Origin of the sequence: Thalassospira sp., assembly GCF_030690045.1 — a bacterium.
Lineage (GTDB): Bacteria > Pseudomonadota > Alphaproteobacteria > Rhodospirillales > Thalassospiraceae > Thalassospira.
This window is the reverse complement of sequence record NZ_JAUYHK010000009.1, coordinates 158,632-178,748: the sequence shown is the minus strand read 5'-3', so window position 1 is coordinate 178,748 and position 20,117 is coordinate 158,632. Positions and strand designations below refer to the sequence as shown.

Annotated in this window: 20 protein-coding genes; 13 read left to right on the top strand and 7 right to left on the bottom strand. The window is 57.1% G+C overall.

Annotated elements, in window-relative coordinates:
• The first annotated feature begins 52 nt into the window (after positions 1 to 52).
• From Q8O73_RS04380 to Q8O73_RS04335, 10 genes are all read left to right on the top strand, one after another.
• Positions 53 to 874, top strand: coding sequence for an ABC transporter ATP-binding protein (locus tag Q8O73_RS04380; protein WP_305555535.1), 822 nt, complete (start codon positions 53 to 55; stop codon positions 872 to 874).
• 41 nt (positions 875 to 915) lie between these two features.
• The gene (locus Q8O73_RS04375; RefSeq protein WP_305555532.1) at positions 916 to 2,154 is read left to right on the top strand and encodes a phenylacetate--CoA ligase family protein; all 1,239 of its coding nucleotides are present in this window, start codon (positions 916 to 918) and stop codon (positions 2,152 to 2,154) included.
• A gap of 115 nt (positions 2,155 to 2,269) precedes the next feature.
• A complete protein-coding gene (locus Q8O73_RS04370) occupies positions 2,270 to 3,478 on the top strand; it encodes an MFS transporter (protein ID WP_305555529.1) in 1,209 nt (402 codons plus the stop codon).
• Between the two features lie 169 nt (positions 3,479 to 3,647).
• Positions 3,648 to 6,506 (top strand): monovalent cation/H+ antiporter subunit A, encoded by a 2,859-nt coding sequence (locus tag Q8O73_RS04365; protein ID WP_305555526.1) that lies wholly within the window; start codon positions 3,648 to 3,650, stop codon positions 6,504 to 6,506.
• A gap of 4 nt (positions 6,507 to 6,510) precedes the next feature.
• Positions 6,511 to 6,864: a Na+/H+ antiporter subunit C gene (locus Q8O73_RS04360; RefSeq protein ID WP_305555523.1), complete on the top strand. Its 354-nt coding sequence runs from the start codon at positions 6,511 to 6,513 to the stop codon at positions 6,862 to 6,864.
• The gene (locus Q8O73_RS04355) at positions 6,864 to 8,468 is read left to right on the top strand and encodes a monovalent cation/H+ antiporter subunit D (protein ID WP_305555520.1); all 1,605 of its coding nucleotides are present in this window, start codon (positions 6,864 to 6,866) and stop codon (positions 8,466 to 8,468) included. Before Q8O73_RS04360 ends, Q8O73_RS04355 begins: the two co-directional genes overlap by 1 nt.
• A gap of 23 nt (positions 8,469 to 8,491) precedes the next feature.
• Positions 8,492 to 8,983, top strand: a complete 492-nt coding sequence (locus tag Q8O73_RS04350; RefSeq protein WP_305555517.1) for a Na+/H+ antiporter subunit E — start codon at positions 8,492 to 8,494, stop codon at positions 8,981 to 8,983.
• Positions 8,980 to 9,249 (top strand): K+/H+ antiporter subunit F, encoded by a 270-nt coding sequence (locus tag Q8O73_RS04345; RefSeq protein WP_305555514.1) that lies wholly within the window; start codon positions 8,980 to 8,982, stop codon positions 9,247 to 9,249. Before Q8O73_RS04350 ends, Q8O73_RS04345 begins: the two co-directional genes overlap by 4 nt.
• 11 nt (positions 9,250 to 9,260) lie before the next feature.
• On the top strand, positions 9,261 to 9,686 hold the full coding sequence (locus tag Q8O73_RS04340; protein WP_305555511.1) for a Na+/H+ antiporter subunit G: 426 nt from the start codon (positions 9,261 to 9,263) through the stop codon (positions 9,684 to 9,686).
• Between the two features lie 14 nt (positions 9,687 to 9,700).
• Positions 9,701 to 10,303: a ribonuclease HII gene (locus Q8O73_RS04335; protein WP_305555508.1), complete on the top strand. Its 603-nt coding sequence runs from the start codon at positions 9,701 to 9,703 to the stop codon at positions 10,301 to 10,303.
• On the opposite strand, the gene Q8O73_RS04330 is transcribed toward Q8O73_RS04335, so the two are convergent.
• On the bottom strand, positions 10,300 to 11,091 hold the full coding sequence (locus Q8O73_RS04330; RefSeq protein WP_305555505.1) for an acyl-[acyl-carrier-protein] thioesterase: 792 nt from the start codon (positions 11,089 to 11,091) through the stop codon (positions 10,300 to 10,302). The two genes, Q8O73_RS04335 and Q8O73_RS04330, sit on opposite strands and share 4 nt — an antisense overlap.
• Before the next feature lie 1,080 nt (positions 11,092 to 12,171).
• On the opposite strand from Q8O73_RS04330, the gene Q8O73_RS04325 reads away from it, so the two are divergent.
• Positions 12,172 to 12,765 (top strand): TetR/AcrR family transcriptional regulator, encoded by a 594-nt coding sequence (locus tag Q8O73_RS04325; protein ID WP_305555502.1) that lies wholly within the window; start codon positions 12,172 to 12,174, stop codon positions 12,763 to 12,765.
• A 24-nt stretch (positions 12,766 to 12,789) separates the two neighbouring features.
• Here the strand turns inward: Q8O73_RS04325 and arfB are convergent, their stop codons facing one another.
• Positions 12,790 to 13,206, bottom strand: a complete 417-nt coding sequence (gene arfB / locus Q8O73_RS04320) for an alternative ribosome rescue aminoacyl-tRNA hydrolase ArfB (RefSeq protein ID WP_305555499.1) — start codon at positions 13,204 to 13,206, stop codon at positions 12,790 to 12,792.
• Positions 13,207 to 13,339: 133 nt separating this feature from the next.
• Here arfB and Q8O73_RS04315 point away from each other — a divergent pair, with 133 nt between their 5' ends.
• Positions 13,340 to 13,735 carry a YbaN family protein gene (locus Q8O73_RS04315; RefSeq protein WP_305555496.1) on the top strand — a complete coding sequence of 132 codons (396 nt, stop codon included), beginning with the start codon at positions 13,340 to 13,342 and terminating at the stop codon, positions 13,733 to 13,735.
• A gap of 14 nt (positions 13,736 to 13,749) precedes the next feature.
• On the opposite strand, the gene Q8O73_RS04310 is transcribed toward Q8O73_RS04315, so the two are convergent.
• The 5 genes from Q8O73_RS04310 to Q8O73_RS04290 all read right to left on the bottom strand — a co-directional run bounded on the left by Q8O73_RS04310 (position 13,750) and on the right by Q8O73_RS04290 (position 19,219).
• On the bottom strand, positions 13,750 to 14,130 hold the full coding sequence (locus tag Q8O73_RS04310; protein WP_305555492.1) for a MerR family DNA-binding transcriptional regulator: 381 nt from the start codon (positions 14,128 to 14,130) through the stop codon (positions 13,750 to 13,752).
• Positions 14,131 to 14,167: 37 nt separating this feature from the next.
• Positions 14,168 to 15,748 (bottom strand): ATP-binding protein, encoded by a 1,581-nt coding sequence (locus tag Q8O73_RS04305; RefSeq protein ID WP_305555489.1) that lies wholly within the window; start codon positions 15,746 to 15,748, stop codon positions 14,168 to 14,170.
• Positions 15,749 to 15,768: 20 nt separating this feature from the next.
• Complete coding sequence (locus Q8O73_RS04300) at positions 15,769 to 16,392, bottom strand: chemotaxis protein CheC (RefSeq protein WP_305555486.1); 624 nt, start codon at positions 16,390 to 16,392, stop codon at positions 15,769 to 15,771.
• Positions 16,389 to 16,763: a response regulator transcription factor gene (locus Q8O73_RS04295; protein WP_305555483.1), complete on the bottom strand. Its 375-nt coding sequence runs from the start codon at positions 16,761 to 16,763 to the stop codon at positions 16,389 to 16,391. Before Q8O73_RS04295 ends, Q8O73_RS04300 begins: the two co-directional genes overlap by 4 nt.
• A 71-nt stretch (positions 16,764 to 16,834) precedes the next feature.
• Positions 16,835 to 19,219: a bifunctional diguanylate cyclase/phosphodiesterase gene (locus tag Q8O73_RS04290; protein ID WP_305555480.1), complete on the bottom strand. Its 2,385-nt coding sequence runs from the start codon at positions 19,217 to 19,219 to the stop codon at positions 16,835 to 16,837.
• Positions 19,220 to 19,635: 416 nt separating this feature from the next.
• Here Q8O73_RS04290 and fdxA point away from each other — a divergent pair, with 416 nt between their 5' ends.
• Positions 19,636 to 19,971 (top strand): ferredoxin FdxA, encoded by a 336-nt coding sequence (gene fdxA / locus Q8O73_RS04285; protein ID WP_305555477.1) that lies wholly within the window; start codon positions 19,636 to 19,638, stop codon positions 19,969 to 19,971.
• The last annotated feature ends 146 nt before the right edge of the window (positions 19,972 to 20,117 follow it).

Genomic DNA, 20,117 nt, shown 5'->3' with positions numbered 1-20,117 from the left:
CATTGCGGCGAATATCTCCATCAAGATACGGCCCATTCAATAAAGGTGACGCATGGCAGAACCCGCCCGCAAAATCGAAACGGCCCCGCCGTTATTGTCGGTCAACAATATTGAAGTCGTTTATGACGATGTGATTCTTGTCCTGCGCGGGGTGTCTCTGGATGTGCCCGAAGGCAAGATCGTGACCTTGCTTGGCCCGAACGGGGCCGGGAAATCAACGACGCTCAAGGCGATTTCCGGTCTTTTGAAAACCGAGGACGGCGAGGTGACCCGTGGCGAAGTCACCTTTATGGGGCAACCGATTTCCAACAAATTCCCCGAAGATATCGTGCGGTCCGGCATTTTTCAGGTGATGGAAGGCCGCCGCATTATCGAAGATATGACCTGTATCGAAAATTTGCGTCTGGGGGCCTATACCCGCAAGGACAAGGGTGTCAAAGACGATATCGATATGGTGTTTGAGTATTTCCCGCGCCTGAAAGAACGCACTGGCCTTGCCGGGTATCTGTCCGGGGGTGAACAACAAATGCTGGCGATTGGCCGGTCTTTGATGGCGCGTCCGAAAATGATTTTGCTTGATGAACCGTCGATGGGCCTGTCGCCCTTGCTGGTGCGCGAGGTGTTCGGGATCATTGAAAAGATCAACCGCGATCAGGGCATCACCATGCTGATTGTCGAACAAAACGCCAATTTCGCCCTTAAGGTCGCCGATTACGGATATATTATGGAAAGCGGCAAGGTGGTGCTTGACGGCACCCGCGACGAGCTTTTGAATAACGAAGACGTCAAGGAATTCTATCTGGGCGGTGGTTCGGAAGAACGCAAAAGCTTCAAGAACATCAAATCCTACAAACGCCGCAAACGCTGGCTTTAGGACCACTTTTTCTGCAAACCGCATAACCCACGGACCTGATCATGCCCCTGCAAACCCGTTTCGATGAAAAAGAAACCCGCAATCCCAAGGATCGCGAAACCGGATTGCTGACGGCCTTGCCGCGGGTGATCCATCATGCGCAAACCCATGCGTCGGGTTTTGGTCACATTCTGGCCGGGATCAATCCGGGCGCGATCACCAGCCGGGCCGCCCTTGCGACCCTGCCGGTCACGCGCAAATCCGATCTGGTCACATTGCAACCCGCCCAGCCACCCTTTGCCGGGCTGAATGCTACGCCGTTGGGCGCATTGGGCCGCATTTATCAAAGCCCCGGCCCGATTTATGATCCCGAAGGCAAGGGGGATGACTGGTGGCGGATGGGGCGGGCCTTTTTTGCGGCCGGGTTCCGGCCCGGCGATATCATTCATAATTGCCTGTCCTATCATCTGACACCGGGCGGTTTTATGTTTGACAGCGGAGCGCGGGCCTGTGGCTGTGTCGTGGTCCCGGCGGGGACCGCCCAGACCGAGGCACAACTGGCCGCGATTGCCGATATCCGCCCGACCGGCTATGCCGGCACACCGTCCTTTTTAAAGATCCTTTTGGAAAAGGCGGACGAGGCGGGCATTGATACATCATCAATCACCCGTGCACTGGTATCGGGCGAAGCCTTGCCGGAATCCTTGCGCGACTGGTTTGCTGATCGTCATATTGCCATGCTGCAATGTTATGCCAGTGCCGATCTGGGCCTGATTGCGTATGAAAGCAACGCGCGCAGCGGCATGGTTGTGGCCGAGGATATCATCCTTGAAATCGTGCGACCCGGCACCGGCGACCCGGTGGATGAGGGCGAGGTGGGCGAGGTCGTGGTGACCACCCTGAATATGGATTATCCGCTGATCCGGTTTGCCACGGGGGATTTGTCGGCATTCCTGCCGGGGTCAAGCCCGTGCGGGCGCACCAACCGCCGTATCAAGGGCTGGATGGGGCGGGCCGATCAAACCACCAAGATCAAGGGCATGTTTGTGCATCCCCATCAGATCGCCGAGGTGGTCCGCCGTCATGACGCGATCCTCAAGGCCCGCCTGACGGTCACCCGCGACAAGGATATTGATGTGATGACACTGGCCTGCGAAAGCCCGGATGCAGCCTGTGATGTGGCAGTTATTGGTCAGACGTTACAAGCGGTGTGCAAGCTGCGCGGCATCGTTGAAATTCTGGCCCCTGGTAGCCTGCCCAATGATGGCAAGGTGATTGATGACCGGCGTGATTATAGCTGATCCTTTCTGATGAACGTCCCTGATTCCCGCTCGGGAGACTTGCGCCGCACGGTTTGACCGGGCGGTGCTTTTTTAGAACTGGGCCAGATCCTAAAACCATGAGATAGAAATCTCTATGCATATTCCGGGGAAAATACGTGCCGTAACGACCATGACGCTGTGCCAGCTTCTGGCGCTGGCGCTATGGTTTTCGGCAACGGCGGTGCTGCCGCAATTGCGGTCGGAATTTGGCCTTGGCGCGGTGCAATCCTCGTTATTTACCAGTTCGGTTGTTTTGGGGTTTGTCATCGGGACGGTAACCAGTGCGATTTTCGGGCTGGCGGACCGGATCGATCCAAGGCGATTTTTTGCCGGATCGGCAGTATTGGCCGGGATCGCCAATATCCTGATCCTGACGGTGCCGATGGATGGCGCGATTGTGATTGTTTTGCGTCTGATCACCGGGATTTGCATGGCCGGGATTTATCCGGTGGGCATGAAGATGGTGGCAACATGGTCGCGCGGCGATACGGGTTTTCTGGTTGGTTTGCTGGTCGGGGCGCTGACATTGGGGTCGGCCCTGCCGCATCTGTTCGTGGTGGCGGTGCCATTCGACTGGCGCTGGGTGATTGTCGCGACCAGCCTGTCGGCGTGGCTTGCTGCCGGGGTGATTTTGTTCGTGGCACTGGGCGGCACACCGGGGCGGTCGCCGCGATTTGATCCACGGGCATTGGGGCATATCATCGCCAACCGGCCCTTGCGCCATGCCTGTTATGGCTATTTCGGCCATATGTGGGAATTGTATGCCATGTGGGGCTGGGCCGGGCTGTTTCTGTTTCAGGCCTTTGACGGGCAAGGCATGGATAATCCGGGCATGTGGGCGGCCCTTGGCACCTTTGCCATTGTCGGGATTGGGGCGGTCGGCAGTTTGATCGGCGGATTATGGGCCGACCGGTTCGGGCGCACCACAGTCACCATTGCCGCCATGACAATCAGCGGGCTGTGCGCCCTGATCATCGGGGCGATGACGGCGGCACCGCTTTGGATGTTGATCATCCTGTGCCTGATCTGGGGGATTTCGGTGGTGGCGGATTCCGCGCAATTTTCATCCTGCGTGATTGAACTGGCCGAACCCCATCAGGTCGGTACGGCCCTGACACTGCAAAATGCCATTGGGTTTATCATTTCGCTGGCATCAATCCATCTGGTGCCGGTAATGGCCGGTCATCTGGGGTGGTGGGCGGCGTTTGCGATGTTGTCGGTTGGGCCGTTTCTGGGAGTATGGGCGATGATGCGTTTGCGCGCCATGCCCGAGGCAGTCAAACTGGCCGGAGGGCGGCGATAATCGTGCCATACCGGCCAAGGGGTGATATGGATCACTTGACTCTGAGTGGCAATAATCGTGCACATGTCGGGTTTTCTTGACCAATTTCAAAGCAGATATTAGGTTTTGCCAGAATTTTCTTGCTGTGACACGTCGGGGCGTGCCGCACATCCAACCATAAGGGCCTTTCATGAGTCTCACCCTCATTGTCTTGCTTCCCTTCATTGGCGCGGTTTTGCCCGCGATTATGATCAGGGCGGGGCGCAATGCATGCGCCACTGCGACCGGTTCTGTCACGCTGCTGGCCCTGATTTTGCTGGCCGTTCAGGCCCCGGCGGTTTTCAGCGGCGAGGTGATTTCCGTCCGCTATGACTGGCTGACCGGGTTGGGCCTGAATGTCACCTTCTTTCTGGATGGTCTGGGTTTTCTGTTTGCGAGCCTGATCCTTGGCATTGGTCTTCTGATCATTATTTACGCCCGGTTCTATCTGTCGAAAGACGATCCGATGGGGCGGTTTTATGTGTTTTTGCTGTTGTTTCAGGGCGCGATGGTGGGAATCGTGCTGTCGGACAACATTCTGTTGCTGCTGATTTTCTGGGAACTGACCAGTTTGAGTTCGTTCCTGCTGATCGGATACTGGAAACACCTGCCCGAAGGCCGACAGGGCGCGCGCATGGCGCTGACCGTGACCGGGGCAGGCGGGCTTGCGATGATTGCCGGGATGCTGATTCTGGGCAATATCGTCGGGTCTTATGATCTGAGCGTGATCTTGCAAAACACCGATCTGATCCAGGCCTCGCCGCTGTATGTTCCGGCCCTGATTTTGATCTTGTTGGGCTGTTTTACCAAGTCGGCGCAATTCCCGTTTCATTTCTGGTTGCCGCATGCAATGGCCGCCCCGACGCCGGTTTCCGCCTATCTGCATTCGGCAACCATGGTCAAGGCGGGTATTTTCCTGATGGCACGGATGTGGCCGGTTTTGTCGGGTACGCCGGAATGGTTTTATATCGTCGCGACCGCCGGTCTGATTACGATGGTGATGGGCGCATGGATTGCGCTGTTCAAGGATGATCTCAAGGGATTGCTGGCCTATTCCACCGTCAGTCATCTGGGCCTTGTCACCATGCTGTTTGGGTTTGGCACCCCGATGGCGGCGGTGGCCGGGGTGTTTCACATCATCAACCATGCGACTTTCAAGGCCGCATTGTTTATGACCGCAGGCATTATCGACCATGAAACCGGTACGCGCAGCATCCGCCGTCTGGGCGGGTTGATGCATCTGATGCCGGTGGCGGCCACCATCGGGATTGTTGCCGCCCTGTCGATGGCCGGTGTCGCCCCGTTAAACGGTTTCCTGTCCAAGGAAATGATGTTGCAGGAAGCATGGGAAACCACATGGTTCGATCTGAACTGGCTGGTGCCGTTGCTGGCGACCATCGGGGCGCTGTTTTCGGTGGCCTATTCCTTCCGGTTTGTGGTGCATGTGTTTTTCGGACCGCGCCGCGATGATTATCCGGCCCACCCGCATGATCCACCCTTTGGCATGTGGGCGCCGCCCGCTTTTCTGGTGGTGCTGGTCGTTCTGATCGGTCTGTTTCCGGCGGTTGTTGCCGGGCCTTTGGTGGCGGTGACATCGGCGGCGGTGATTGGCGGGGCTTTGCCCGATTATCATCTGGCGTTGTGGCACGGGGTCAATCCGGCGCTGGGCATGAGTATTGCCGCGATTATTGGCGGGTTGTTGCTGTTGTGGCGGCATGGTGGCCTGTCATCGGCGATGGAAAACATGTCACGGCCCGATGCCAAGGCAATGTTTGATATCGTGATTGCCCGGATCGTCGGCCTGTCGCGCCTGATTTCCGATAATCTGCATGACGGATCGTTGCAACGGTATCTGTCGGTGATGATTGTGGCGGCGGTGGCGATTGGCGCATCGGGCTTTTATGCCCAGGCCGATCATTTGGCAGGCACCCGTGCCATCTTGCCGGTGACCTTGCCCGCCCTGATCGGTTGGGTGTTGCTGGTGGTCAGTTGTATCGCCGTTGTCTTTACCCATCATAACCGGTTGTACTGTCTGCTGTTGTCCGGGGTGGTTGGCCTGATTGTGTCGCTGGGTTTTGTGTATTTTTCGGCCCCGGATCTTGCCCTGACCCAGATTTCGGTCGAGGTGGTGACGGTCATCCTGATGTTGCTGGCGCTTAATATCCTGCCCAAGGAAAGCCCGAAAGAAAGTACCACCAGCCGCAAATTCCGCGATGGCCTGATTGCCTCGATTGCCGGTCTGGGCATGGGCGGGGCGGTATGGGCGGTGATGACCCGCGATTATGCCTCGATTTCGGATTATCATCTGGCGCAATCCTATGTCGGGGGGGGTGGCAATAACGTGGTGAATGTGATCCTCGTTGATTTCCGTGGTTTTGATACATTTGGCGAAATCATCGTTCTGGGCATTGCCGCCCTTGCGATTTTTGCCCTGATTGAAACCGTGACCCAGGGCGAGGCAGCCAAACGTCTGGCCGGTTGGGTCGTGCAGGCACGCCGGTCAAAGGATCGCCATCCCCTGATGACGGTGGTGGCGACCCGTGTGATGTTGCCACTGGCGCTGATGGTCGGAGCCTATATCTTCCTGCGCGGTCACGGGGAACCGGGCGGTGGTTTTATCGCCGGTCTGGTCGTTTCGATTGCCCTGATCATGCAATATATGGCGTCGGGGTTTGGCTGGGCGCAAAATCGGCTGAAGGCCAATTATCATGGTATGATCGCGCTGGGCGTTCTCGCCGCCGGGATTACCGGGCTTGCGGCGGTTGTGGGCGGTTTTCCGTTCCTGACCAGCGATTATGGATATGTTACCTGGCCCATTGTCGGCACCTTTGAACTGGCCAGTGCCATGGGTTTTGATCTGGGCGTGTTTCTGACGGTGGTTGGCGCGGTGATGCTGGCGCTGGCGAAATTGTCGCAGGTTGAACGCATGGCCGGACATGTCGAAATCAATGTCGAACCGATGGATCATGATCCGTCGGCAGCGGCCCCGTCCCCCAGCAAAGAGGCCTGATCCAATGGAATTTCTGGTAGCAAGCAGCATCGGAATCCTGTGCGCCAGCGGTGTGTATCTGATGTTGCGCGGGCGTACTTTTCCGGTGGTGGTCGGGTTGGCGTTGCTGACTTATGCGGTCAATGTTTTTTTGCTGGCAATGGGGCGTCTGGCGATTGATTTGCCGCCGATCCTGTCGCCCGATGCAACGGCCTATACCGATCCGTTGCCCCAGGCGCTGGTGTTGACCGCGATTGTGATTTCATTTGGCATGACGGCCCTTGTCGTTGTGCTGGCCTTGCGCACCTATCTTGAAATCGGCAATGACCATATTGATGGCCTGCCGGACAGGACACCGGAATCCGGAGATAAAAACTGATGGGTCACTGGATGATCGTTCCGATCGTGCTGCCGGCCATTATGGCAGCCCTGATCGTTCTGGCGGTGCGCCATGATATTGTTTTGCAGCGGGTGTTTTCGATTGCCGCCACGGTTGCGATGGTGGCGGTGGCGGTTGCCCTGGTGGTGTATGCATCGGGTCACGGCCCGGAAATGTATGCGCTGGGTGCCTGGCCTGCCCCCTTTGGTATTGTGCTGGTGCTGGATCGTCTGTCGGCGATGATGGTGCTGCTGACGTCTGTTTTGGGCCTTGGCGTGGTGGTTTATGCGTCCAGTCAGTGGGACAAACGCGGCAAGCATTTCCATGCCCTGTTTCAGTTTCAGCTGATGGGGATCAATGGCGCGTTTCTGACTGGTGACGTGTTCAACCTGTTTGTGTTTTTTGAAGTCCTGCTGATTGCTTCTTATGGTCTGATGTTGCATGGGGCCGGGGCCGAACGTCTTAAGGCCGGTGTGCAATATGTTGTGGTCAATCTGACCGGATCGGCGCTGTTTCTGATCGGGGTTGGCCTGATTTACGGGGTGACCGGGACGCTTAACATGGCCGATCTGGCGGTCAAGGTGCCGCTGGTCACCGAAGGCGATCAGGCCTTGTTGCGGGCAGGGGCACTGATCCTGTTGCTGGTTTTTGCCGTCAAGGCGGCCCTGGTGCCGATTCATTTCTGGTTGCCGGGGACTTATGCCAATGCGCCGGCCCCGGTTGCGGCCCTGTTTGCCATTATGACCAAGGTCGGGGCCTATTCGATCTTGCGGGTTTATTCGCTGGCCTTTGGCGAGGGGGCGGGCGATATGGCGTGGCTGGCGGCGCCTTATCTGATGCCGGCGGCCCTTGTGACGCTGGCGCTTGGCATGACCGGGGTTCTGGCGGCCAAACGGCTGAACGGGTTGATTGCCTTTGCGGTGATCGGTTCGATGGGCACCTTGCTGATTGCGATTTCGCTGTTTACGCCAGACGCGATGTCGGCCGGGCTTTATTACTTGCTGCATTCTACCTTTGCCGGGGCGGCGCTGTTTTTGATTGGCGATCTGATTATGGCGCGGCGGGGCGAACAGGGCGATCATTTGCGCACCGCACCGGGATTTCATCAATCGGGTCTGTTGGCGGTACTGTTTTTTGGTGCCGCCATTGCCATGGCCGGGATGCCGCCGCTGAGCGGTTTTGTCGGCAAATTGCTGATCCTTGATGCGGCACGCGAAAGCGATCTGGCGGTGTGGATCTGGTCGGTGATCCTTGTCACCTCGTTGATGTGCATCGTCGGATTTGGGCGGGCGGGCAGTGTTTTGTTCTGGAAAAGTGCGTCGGTCGAAGGACAGATCGAAACCGGGGAAACCGAGTGGCCAGTTTTGCCAATTGTTGCCGCAGGCGGCATGGTGGCGGCGATGGTCGCCCTGACGGTTTTTGCCGCCCCGATTGTCGGTTATCTCGATGCAACAGCGGCCCAGATATTTGACACATCGGGCTATATCGGTGCGGTTCTGGGCCCGGATGCGGTGACGGCATCGGATGGTTTGTCGATTTCGGAAATGACCGGGGTTGAAGCCGAGACGGACACCAGCGAAGCTGCCGCCGGTAGCGGGCAATAAGGGTAGATGAAAGGACAATAGAGATGTTGAAGCGTTATCTTCCTCACCCGTTACTGACCCTGGTTCTGACAGCCGTCTGGATGCTGCTGATCAACAGTTTTTCGATGGGTGCGCTTGTTTTCGGGTTGTTGCTGGGGATTGTCATTCCGGTCATCACCAGCGCCTTTTGGCCGGGACGTCCGAAAATCACCAATTATCGCGGGGTTGTGGAATATATCCTTGTGGTGTTGTGGGATATTCTGGTCGCCAATGTGATTGTCGCCGGACTGATCCTGTTTCGCCGGGCGGACCGGCTTGATTCCAGATTTGTCGTCGTGCCGCTTGATATCACTTCGTCCGAGGGCATAACGGCGCTGGCCGGAACGATTACCATGACGCCGGGCACCGTCAGTTGCGATCTGTCGGCCGATGCCAGATCCTTGCTGGTGCATTGCTTGCACGCACCTGATCCGCAAGGCGTGGTGGACGATATCAAATCCCGCTACGAACGCCGTCTGAAGGAGATTTTCGAATGATCGAATATGCGCTGAATTTCGGCTTTGGATGTGTCGGGCTGGCCTTGCTGTTTAATCTGTGGCGACTGGTGGCGGGGCCAACGGTGGCGGACCGGGTGCTGGCGGTGGATACGATGGCGATTAACGCGATTGCGCTGATTGTGCTTTATGGTATTGGCCGGGCAACCAGCATGTATTTCGAGGTTTCATTGCTGGTGGCGATGTTCGGGTTTGTGTCAACGGTTGCTTATTGCAAGTTCATCTTGCGCGGCGACATCATTGAATAGGAACCGTAACGATGTCGTTCATCCTTGAAATTATCATTTCGGCCCTGATTGTTATCGGAGGGTTTTTTGCGCTGGTCGGATCGTTTGGTCTGGTCAAGTTGCCCGACCTGATGACACGCCTGCACGGCCCGACCAAGGCGACAACACTGGGCGTTGGCTCGATTCTAGTGGCGTCTATGTTGTATTTCTGGCTGTTGCAGGACAGTTTCACGATCCATGAATTGCTGATTACGCTGTTTTTGCTTTTGACAGCCCCCATCACGGCGAATGTGATCGCCAAGGCCTATATGCTGGATCATGCCGATCCCGACAAGGATCTGCCGAAAACCGGCGGCGTAGAAGGATGGGCGACCTTTGACGCGATTGGTCAGGAAGATGATGTGGATGCGCCGACAACCGGCACGGAACCGGCACGCAAACCCGTTCCTGAACTCTGACCGTTGTCAGAAAAATGCCGGATTTCACCATCGAGGATCAATATACAGGCCGGATCGCCGGGATCGACGAGGTCGGTCGTGGCCCCTTGGCCGGGCCGGTGGTGGCCGCAGCGGTGATTTTGCCGCGGGACGGGCGGCTGATCCCGGAATTGCTGGATGAATTAAACGATTCCAAGAAAATCCCGGCCAAAAAACGCGATCATCTGGCAAAACTGATTTTTTCCTGTGCCGATATTGGCATCGGGGCGGCTTCGGTACGGGAAATTGATGCGATCAATATCCTTCAGGCGACCTTTGTGGCGATGCGCCGGGCGGTGGCGCGCCTGCCGCACTGCCCCGATTATGCCCTGGTGGATGGCAATCGCGATCCGGGCCTGCCCTGTTGCGTGCAAACCGTGGTCAAGGGTGACAGCCTGTCCTTGTCGATTGCGGCGGCATCAATCATCGCCAAGGTGGTGCGCGACCGCGCCATGACCCGGCTTGCGGGGCGGTATCCGCATTTTGGCTGGGAGGGCAATGCGGGGTATGGGGTTAAAAAGCATCTGGACGGGCTGACCCTGTTTGGGCCCTGTGCGCATCATCGCAAAAGTTTCCGGCCTGTTGCCGATTTGCTTTAACCCTGTTGCGTATCCGGCGCGATGATATGGGCGCGCACCAGTTCGGTATCATCCGATGTCCGGACAATGGCGGCAAAACCATTGGCATGGCGGACTGTTACCCGTTCCTGCACCCGGATTTCGGTGCGAAAGCGGATATCCATCATGGCCGGTTGAAAGTCCGGTGTGCTGTTGGTTCCGGCCACCCCCAAGATCCATTGCATCAGCCGCACATTATTGACATGCCCGTATATATCAAGGTCCGATGGCCGGGCTTTCAGGGTGTCGCAATCGGGCAGGGGGCCGGGTGCCAGTGCCGGGTGCAAGGCGGGGTCGATCAGTTTCGGCCCCGGCGGATCGGGCAGGCGGGCCATCAGCCAGTCCGGCCAGCGTGCCGCCCGGCGGGTATCAAGATCAAACAGTGCCCAGAAACTTTGCGCCACTGCGATGATCCTGCCGGTGGCATCGCACAGGCGGAAATCGCGGGTGGCGGCACGGCGCGTTATGCCCGACGGCCAGGTTTCGACCGTGATGATATCGCCATTGTCGGGATAATCGCGGACATTTATCACCATGCGCGCCAGAACCCATGCCACCCCCTGATCCACCGTATCGTCATAGGCCAGCCCGATTCGTTTTGCCCCCCATCCGGCGGCATCCTGCATATAATCGGCCAATGCGGGCAGGGTGGCTTTGCCATTGGCCGTGATTTCGGAATACCGCACCCGATAATCCCCTCGCCACCCGCAATTGGCGGGCAAGGTGGCGGTTTTGATGGCGTTCCAGTCTGTCGTCATATCTGGCGTCATGATTTTCATCCGGCATAATGTGCGATAACCATACCGCGCAGGTACAAGGGGATGAAGGTTTGTTTTCGGTTTTTCGCATATACCGTTAGCGCATTGATTTTTATCAGGATTAAGGGGATGGGGGAGAGGTGTTGAAAGTTTTTTCGGATTTTTTGAAAAAAGTTCTTGATTTGTTCTTTTCAGTGTGGCATAACAGAAAAGTCAACGGGACAATTCCGCCCGGACCGAAACCCGCAAGGCTTCTGCCTTGCGGGTTTTTGCGTTTGGGCCAGAGGAAAGAGACGATGATGCAGCGATACAAAGACAGACAAGGCGTCGGGCCAGTCCGCAAGAGGATGACCGGCGGGTGGAAAAGCCATTACGGTGGCACTTCGCGGGTCCGCTAACCCGGCCGTTTGTCAAGACGCCCGAGTTGCGTCTTGTCAGTGGCGCGTCCTGCCCGGATCGGGCGGGAGCCATCCGGCATTGCCGGAGGTTGCAGGAACGGGTGGTGGGTCCGAAGGTGGCCTGTTGGCGAAGCTGGCAGATACCCGGCGGCTGTCTGGATTCCCGCGTTCGCGGGAATGACGGTTTTGGGTGGCGGATGCCCGAGGTGCGCCTTGTGGTTGGCCGCGCCTGCCCGGATCGTGGCGGGAGCTGTCGGCCTTGCCGGGCGTTTTGCACGGCGGGCGGAGGCCCGAAGTGTGTCCGGTTCCCGTCGTGGTGACGGGAAAGACGGGTTTTGACCGGGCCGCCTTGTGGCGGGGCCGGTTGGCGCGGGGCGGAAGCCCGGCGGAGGAAGGGAGACCCAAGCCTGTATTTTCGGATGCGGCTTGTGAGGCAGACGGGGGTATGGGCGCCATATCAGGTACCCCTGATGGAGCCTCGCCAAAATCCCACGGGGGTAGTCCGTCTTGTGTGCATCGGTCCTGCGCGGTTGGCGATTCGGGGGCCGTCACAGCCGTTATCTGGCGGTTTTCCGGGGCGGAGGGGTGTGGTGAGGCAATTTTACCGCTTGTTTTCAGGGATCATGATTGATCATTGAAAGTTAACCGGCGACGTCCTATCGTTTGATTTCATTAATCGAAAGTGATCATTGAAATGACAAAGCGCAAATATACCAAATCATTGAGATCAAGGCAGGAAAACGGAACCCGTCAAAAGATCATGGATGCGGCGTGGGAGCTTTACGGTCTTTGCGGCCCGGCCAAAACAACGATCAGCGCGATTGCAAAGCGGGCCGGGGTGCAGCGCCTGACGGTGGCGCGGCATTTCCCCGACGATGGGGATTTGATCCAGTCGTGTTTTTTCAGATGGTTTTCCCGCCATCCCCTGCCGTCGGCGGAACGGTGGCGGGGTGTGGTGAACCGGGCCGATTGGGCGGTGGTGATCCTGAGCCTGATTTACAGTTATTACCGGCAGACATCGGAGATGTGGGACGTGGTGCATCGTGATGCGCCTTCTGTTCCGGACTTGGGTCGGGTCCTGCAAGTGCTGGCCGATTGTCAGGAGAAGTTGCAGGACGATATCCTTGCCAGCCTGCCGGAGGATATCCGCGATGGCCGGTTTGGCATGGCGGTGACGGCGCATGCGGTGCAGTTCACCACATGGCAATCCCTGTCAGCGCAACATCTGGATGATGCCGACATGGCCGCCCTGATGAGTTACTGGTTGCGCAAATGCCCGGCGGGGTGAGGGGGCGGCGCGTTGCTGGGGGGCCTAATCGTCGGGTCTGCTGCGCATTTTTTTGATATCGCCGCGTTTCTTTTTGGTATCGACCCGTTTGCGTTTTGCGGTCAGTGACGGGCGGGTTTTGACCCGGAATTTCTTGCGTTCGGCGGCCTTGCGGATCAAGCCGACCAGACGGTCAATCGCATCCTGACGGTTGCGGGGCTGGCTGTTGAAGCGTTGTGCCTCGATAATCAGTTCCCCGGCATTGGTCAGTTTGTTACCAGCCAGTTCTTTCAGGCGTTCGCGGACCCGCAACGGCAATTCCACCAGATCATCAATCCGCACGCGCATCTGCACGGCGGTCGAGACCTTGTTGACATTCTGCCCGCCCGGACCGGATGCGCGGATATATTGAAACCCAAGATGGTTTTCATCCAGAAAAAGGCCGTTGCCGATATCAATCATGGTTTGCTGTCTTGGTTGCCGGATCGAAACAGGGGGACCCGGTGTGTCAATTGGTTGTACTTTGCGGGCGCGGTGCCTACATTGCCATTGTATCGCGCCGGTGTCAGGCGGCGTCAACAGACAGGATGTATCCGTGCTTGCTGCGCGACTTTATATTGTTTTGGGCTGGCTGGCCGTTGTGCTGGGCGTGGTGGGTATTTTTTTGCCGCTGTTGCCGACCACCCCGTTCATGTTGCTGGCGGCATGGCTGTTTGGCAAGGGGTCGCCGCGCCTGCATGACTGGCTGGTCAATCATCCGCATCTGGGGCCGTCCATCCGGCGCTGGAACCGGCATGGCGTGATCAGCCGCAAGGCCAAGATCATGGCGATGGCCGCCTTTGCCGTGGTGATTACGATGTCGCTGATTTTTGTGGAGGCGCGCTGGGTGGTGATGATCCAGATTGCGGTGGCCATCCCGGTTTGCATTTTTATCCTGTCGCGACCGTCGCAGGTTTCCGGTTCGGAAAATGATCAGCCTTCGGTTACCTGACAGTATCATCGTGTTCAGGGTTTTTTCAGGCGCAATTCCTGCTGACAGTTTTCTTCCAGACGATCGAGTTCATCGAGTGTCGCGTCGATATCATGGCGTTGTTTGCGCAGGGCATCGCGGCGTTCGTCGATTTTACGGATCAGGATGGTCAGTTGGGTGATTTCGCTGCGATCTGTTTCGTAAAGATCCAGAAGATCGCGAATTTCGCCCAGCGAAAATCCCAGTCGCTTGCCGCGCATGATCAGGCGCAGGCGCACGCGGTCCCGCTGTCCGTAAATGCGGGTCTGGCCCTGCCGTTCGGGGGCGATCAGGCCCTGATCTTCGTAAAAACGGATGGTCCGCGTCGTCACATCGAATTCGCGGGCAAGGTCGGTAATGGAAAAGATATCGGTCATGCCGTGCCAAACAGGTTTACGCTTACGTAAACGAAAGCTACATGCTTTCTGACGGGATCACAATCGGCAATTCTTTGGGCAGGCTGACGTGAAAGGTGCTGCCGCAGCCGGGTTGGCTTTCGACCTCGATGGTGCCGCCATGCCGGTCAACAATTTTCTTGCAGATGGCAAGGCCGATGCCGGTCCCGGCATATTCACCATAGCCATGCAGGCGTTTGAAGACCTCGAAAATCGAGATGTGATATTGCGGGTCGATGCCAATGCCATTGTCGGTCACGGAAATGCGCCAGTTTTGGTCATCTTCGTGGGCGGCGATCCGGATTTCGGCATGGCCGGGTTCGGAATATTTCAGGGCATTTGAGACAAGATTCTGAAACAACAGCAAAAGCTGGCTGGCATCCCCTTTGACAACCGGCAGGTCAGGGCTGCGCAAAATTGTGCCTGCGGGGGCTTCGCCTGCGCGTTTCAGATTGGCCTCGATGGCATCAAACAGCTTTTCCAGCGGCACCGGATGGAACGGTTTGCCGTGTCGCCCAACCCGTGAGAGGGTCAGAAGGTCGTCAATCATGCGCTGCATCCGGCGGGTGCCATCCACCGCATAATGAATGAATTCATCGGCGGTTTCATCCAGTTTGCCCTGATAGCGCCGTGACAGAAGCTGGGTATAGCTTGACACCATGCGCAGCGGTTCCTGCAAGTCATGCGAGGCGGCATAGGCAAACTGTTCCAGTTCACTGTTGGAACGTTCCAGTTCCTGCATGGTGTGCTGGATTTCCATTTCATGGCGTTTGCGTTGGGAAATATCGCGCAGGGTAATGATGTAATGATACCGGCCATCGTCGGAAAAATGGCTGATGGCAACTTCAAGCGGGATCGCAGGGCCATGGGCCGGGCGCGCCATAATTTCAATCACCCCGGCCCCCAGATCGGTCAGAAGCCGGTCCGGGGATGGTTTTTGCAGGACGGTTCCGGCGGCATCGGGCAACAAAAACCGGATGATATTGCTGATTTCCGGGTCGCCCTGTGGCCCGCACAGTTCCTGGGCGCGGGCATTTAACGGGTCGATATCGCCGTCATCGGATGCCACCAGAATGGCATCAACGGTATTTTGCAGAATGGCGCGGGTTCGGCCCTCGCTGCGGCGGGTCTGGGTGACGAGTTCGGCCATTTCGGCGGCCTGACGACGCAACAGCATATCGCGCTGTACCGACAGGGTGACATCGCGCACGGTCAGGGCACAGCGAAATTTGCCGTTGGTACCGCTGAGGGGCTGGACCCGAATGGATTGCTGCATATGGCCAAAGGTGGCGGCAAATTGCGATTGGGGCCGCAAGGGTAAAATCGACTGGTTCAGCGACGGGGAAATCACCGCTGGCATGCCAAATTGCGAGCAGTCCCGCATGGCATCACATAACCGGCCATGGATGATTTCGGGGAAAATTTCGGACATTCTTTTGCCGAGAACATCGGTCGCCCTGTGTCCGGAATGGGTTTCCATCCATTTGTTCCAGAAACAGATCAGGCGATCCTCGCCAAGGACCACCAGTCCATGATCGGCGATATCGAGCAGATCGTGGCAGATAGTGTCGGTGGTTGAGGGCGTGGGAGAATGCGACATGTTCCCGCCGGGGTCCTGATTTATTGCAGGGTTTGTTCAATGAATTTGCGGACCAGTTCCTTCATCGTCTGAATGGAAACAAGGTCCATGACAAACAGCACATAACCGTCAATATCATCCTGACGCAGATTGAACTGCACATGCAGGATCATCAGAACGGGGGGCGCTTTTTGGGCCGCCGTGCCGGTTTCTTCAGGTAACAGATTGCGGGTTTCACATTTGCGAAATTCCGGCATGGCACAATTGATCGGACTGCCCAGAACATTGGCGATGCTGCCAAGGCAGGCATTGAGAATGATATTGCCGACCTCCATCAGGGCTTCCTGTTCAAGGTCGGTCAGGCTATCAAGCGGGACATCGACCTTTAACAGACGGCGCACCAGTTCCAGGCTGCGCTTTTCCGGGAAAACCAGCAAGGCATCGCCCTGAAACGGGCCATCGAAACTTTGTTTGACGGCCGAAACCACTTCGTTTGGGGCGGCAATCAGGCCAGCATCGGAAAAACGGGCAATAAAATCGATGGAGGGGACGCTGAGTTCGACCGGTTGATCGACCATTTCCGACAGCGATGCCGCCGCCCGCCCGACGCCGATATTGATCAGTTCGGTGATGGTATCTTTTTCAAGGTCGGTCAGGTCGATCATGCCTGTGATTCCTGCGCCTTGAAATAGGCGGTGATTTTTTCCTGGGTCGGGGGTTTGGCCAGAAAATCAATGCCAAGGGCGGCGACGGTTTTCTGGATTTCCTGCTGGATATTGGCGGTCAGAAGGGCAATCCGCGCGGCCGGATAGGCTTTACGCAGGACGGTGCCCAGTTCAATGCCATTCATGCCCGGCATATTGAAATCGATCACAAAATAATCATATTGCGTCTGTGCGGCCAGCGATTGCGCCTTGTCGGCTTCTTCGGCCTCGTCCACCTGCCAGCCGGGAAAATTGCCTTCAATAAAAGCACGGACCAGCAAGCGGGCGAATTTGCTGTCATCAACCAGCAAGACAGATCGTGTGTGGGGCATGCCGTCCTCGAATGCGAATGGGAGCAGAGCCAAATGTCACCTGACATTTGGACCGGATTGGCGTTGTGGCATTATATCCCGGTTTTTTCCAGCAACACCAGTTGTTCCATCATTGCCGGAATCTCGATGGCGGGGCGGGGTTCGGAAAACAGGAAGCCCTGAACCTCGTCACATCCCTGATGGCGGAGCAGATCAAGCTGGGCGGTGGTTTCCACACCTTCGGCAATGACCCGCAGGCCCAGATTGCGCCCCATCATGATGATGGTATTGGTAATGGCGGCATCGTCGGGGTCACTGGTGACATCGCGGATAAAAGACCGGTCGATCTTGATGGCATTGATCGGCAGGCGTTTGAGATAATTCAGCGACGAATAGCCGGTGCCGAAATCGTCAATGGCGATCTGAAGCCCCAGACGACGCAAATCGCCGAGCAGGGCCGCGGCCCGCACCATGCCCTGCATCATGAAGGTTTCGGTGATTTCCAGAACCAGACGCGATGCCGGAACGCCGGTTTCATCGAGAATGCGGGCGATGGTTTCGGTAATGCGGCCCTCGATCAATTGCCGGGCCGACAGATTGACGGCAATCACAATCGGCGGCAAACCGGCGCGGTCCCATTCGATGATTTGCAGGCAGACCCGGCGCAAAACCCATGCGCCCAGCCGGTCGATCAGGCCGGTTTCCTCGGCCACCGGAATGAATTGCATCGGGGAAATAAAACCGTGACCGGGCTGGTTCCAGCGCAGCAGGGCTTCAAACCCGGAAATCTTGCCAGTGACAAGGTCAATTTTCGGCTGGTAATGCAGGTCAAACTGTTCGCGGTCAATAGCATCGCGCAGATTGTTTTCCATCGAAAGACGCGCCAGCGAGCTTTCGCTCATTTTGCGGGTAAAGAAGTGATAGGTGTTACCGCCGCGGGATTTTGCACTGTACATCGCGGCATCGGCATTGCGCATCAGGGTGGGGAAATTGTCGCCATCCGCCGGGCTTAACGCAATGCCGATCGAGGGTGAAATAAACAGATGGCGGCCATTGATTTCAAAGGCCGGGGCCAGACAGTCCAGCACGGATTGCGACAGGACGGCGGCGTCCTGGGTTTCGCGCAATTCGGGAATGACAATCAGGAATTCATCGCCGCCAAGGCGACCAATGGTGTCGCTGCGCCGGATCACACCGCGCAACCGTGCGGCAACCGCCTTGAGCAACAAATCCCCGACATCATGGCCCAGACTGTCATTGATCAGTTTGAAGCGGTCCAGATCGATAAACAGGATGGCCGTGACTTTGGACCCGGCCATGCCCTTGCGTGGATCGGCATCAAGGGCGGTTTTCAGGCTTTGTTCCAGCATGCTGCGATTGGGCAAATCGGTCAGCGGGTCATGATGGGCCATATAGACCAGACGTTCTTCGTAGCGTTTTTGGGCGGTGATATCGTGCAGGACGATAATATAAAGGGTTTCGTCATGGTCCTTGATCGGGCGCAGGGCGGCGGCGGCCTGAATATTGGTGTGATCGGCGCACTGAATGACCAGATTGACAGACCGGTCCAGAATGGGGCCACCGGGAATATTGCCAATCAGATCGGCAAGGGCGTTTTTGAGGGTCCCGCGGGACGATTCGACAACAAAATCCCGAAAATTGCGGCCTTCAAGACGGGTGGTGCCGGGCAGGCGCAACAATTCAAGCGTGGCAGGATTGCAATCGCGGATCACAAACCCGGAATCGACCGTCAGAATGCCGTCGGCGACATGTTGCATGATGCCGCGCAGGCGGTTTTCCCGTTCCAGAACCTGTTGTTCGGTTTGCCGCAACCGGGTCAGATTATCGCCGATTTCATCGAGCAAGCCATTGGCCGACCGGGCGAGAAGCCCCAGTTCATCGTGAAGATGCGCCGGATTGACCGTTATTTTCCGGATGCCGGGATGGGCCGGATCGACGGCACGCAAGGACCGGACAAGATGCAAAAGCGGTTTGGTCAGGGCGAAATAGAAAAACGCAATCAGGGCAAGGCCCAGCAAGGCATTGCGTGCCACGCCCGATGCCAGGATCAGCCCGGAGCGTTTCAGGAAATTTGCCGCAATCAGACGGGTGTCGATATCGACAATCAGATGCCCGACCAGATCACGGGTTTCGCCGATGGTCAGGGGCACCGCATAGACCTGATTGTCGCCAAACATCAGATCGCTGAGCCAGTGCAGGCCCGATACGTTGCGCGGGCGTTGCTGTTCGGCCAGAATATTGCCGAAATCATCGCGCAAAATGGCGTGATGGACCGGTTCATATTCAAACAGACCGGCGACCACCCGCGAGGCCAGCGTTTCATCCAGACCATAGGCCGCCTGGGTTGCGGATTCGCGCAAGGTCAACAGGACCTGATTGACAGTGCGGTCAATCAGGTGCCGTTCTTCGCGCAGATCCCAGAAAATCTGGGCAGCGCTGAAGACAAGACCCAGCAAAAGGGTGATGATGACGGCGGCGCGGGCCTGTTTTAAAGACAGGCGATTTTGCCACCGAAGCCTCTCTTTTTTCAGGCACGCCTCCGAAATCCACGCCAGTCACAGGGCCTTGCCGCCCGCCAATTGTGGCAAAGACTATGACTTTATTGGGATAAAAGCAATTGTTGCACCGTGATTGCCAAGGGGGACATCCCCTCTTCTTTTGTCGTGTATATCAGGGTGGGGGAATTTGCACCCGAAAATGCCTAAAATTTCTGTGAAATAAAGGACGTACCGGACAGCTAATACTACTTAAAAAACTGGGGTTTTATTGGAGTTGCACACAACGTTCCCGCATGATAACCCAATGCCCGAGAGAGAACAGGCCCGGGCGTGCGCAGCCGCCATTGGCGCCGCAAGCTGAACGGAGTGACGCCATGACCTATGTGGTGACGGAAAACTGCATCAAATGTAAGTATCAGGATTGCGTCGAGGTTTGCCCCGTCGATTGCTTTTATGAAGGTGAAAACTTTCTGGTCATTCACCCGGACGAATGCATTGATTGCGGCGTCTGTGAACCGGAATGCCCGGCCGAGGCGATTATTCCCGATACCGAGCCCAATCTGGATAACTGGCTGGAAGTGAACCGCAAATTCGCCGAAATCTGGCCGAATATCACGCGCAAGGGTGATGCGCCTGCCGATGCCGCCGATTGGGATGGCAAACCGGGCAAGGCCGCCCTGTTGTCCGAGGAACCGGGCAAGGGTGATTGAGGTTTCGGCCTGAAAACACGCCGGTTTTGGCGCACCATCATCATGCGTGCATGGCTGCATTGACCGACCCGCGCGGAAAAGTTCTGTGATCGGGCCTGTTGATGTGTTATGGTCTGTTTTCGCGTTCAAGGGCTCGACAGGCTCGC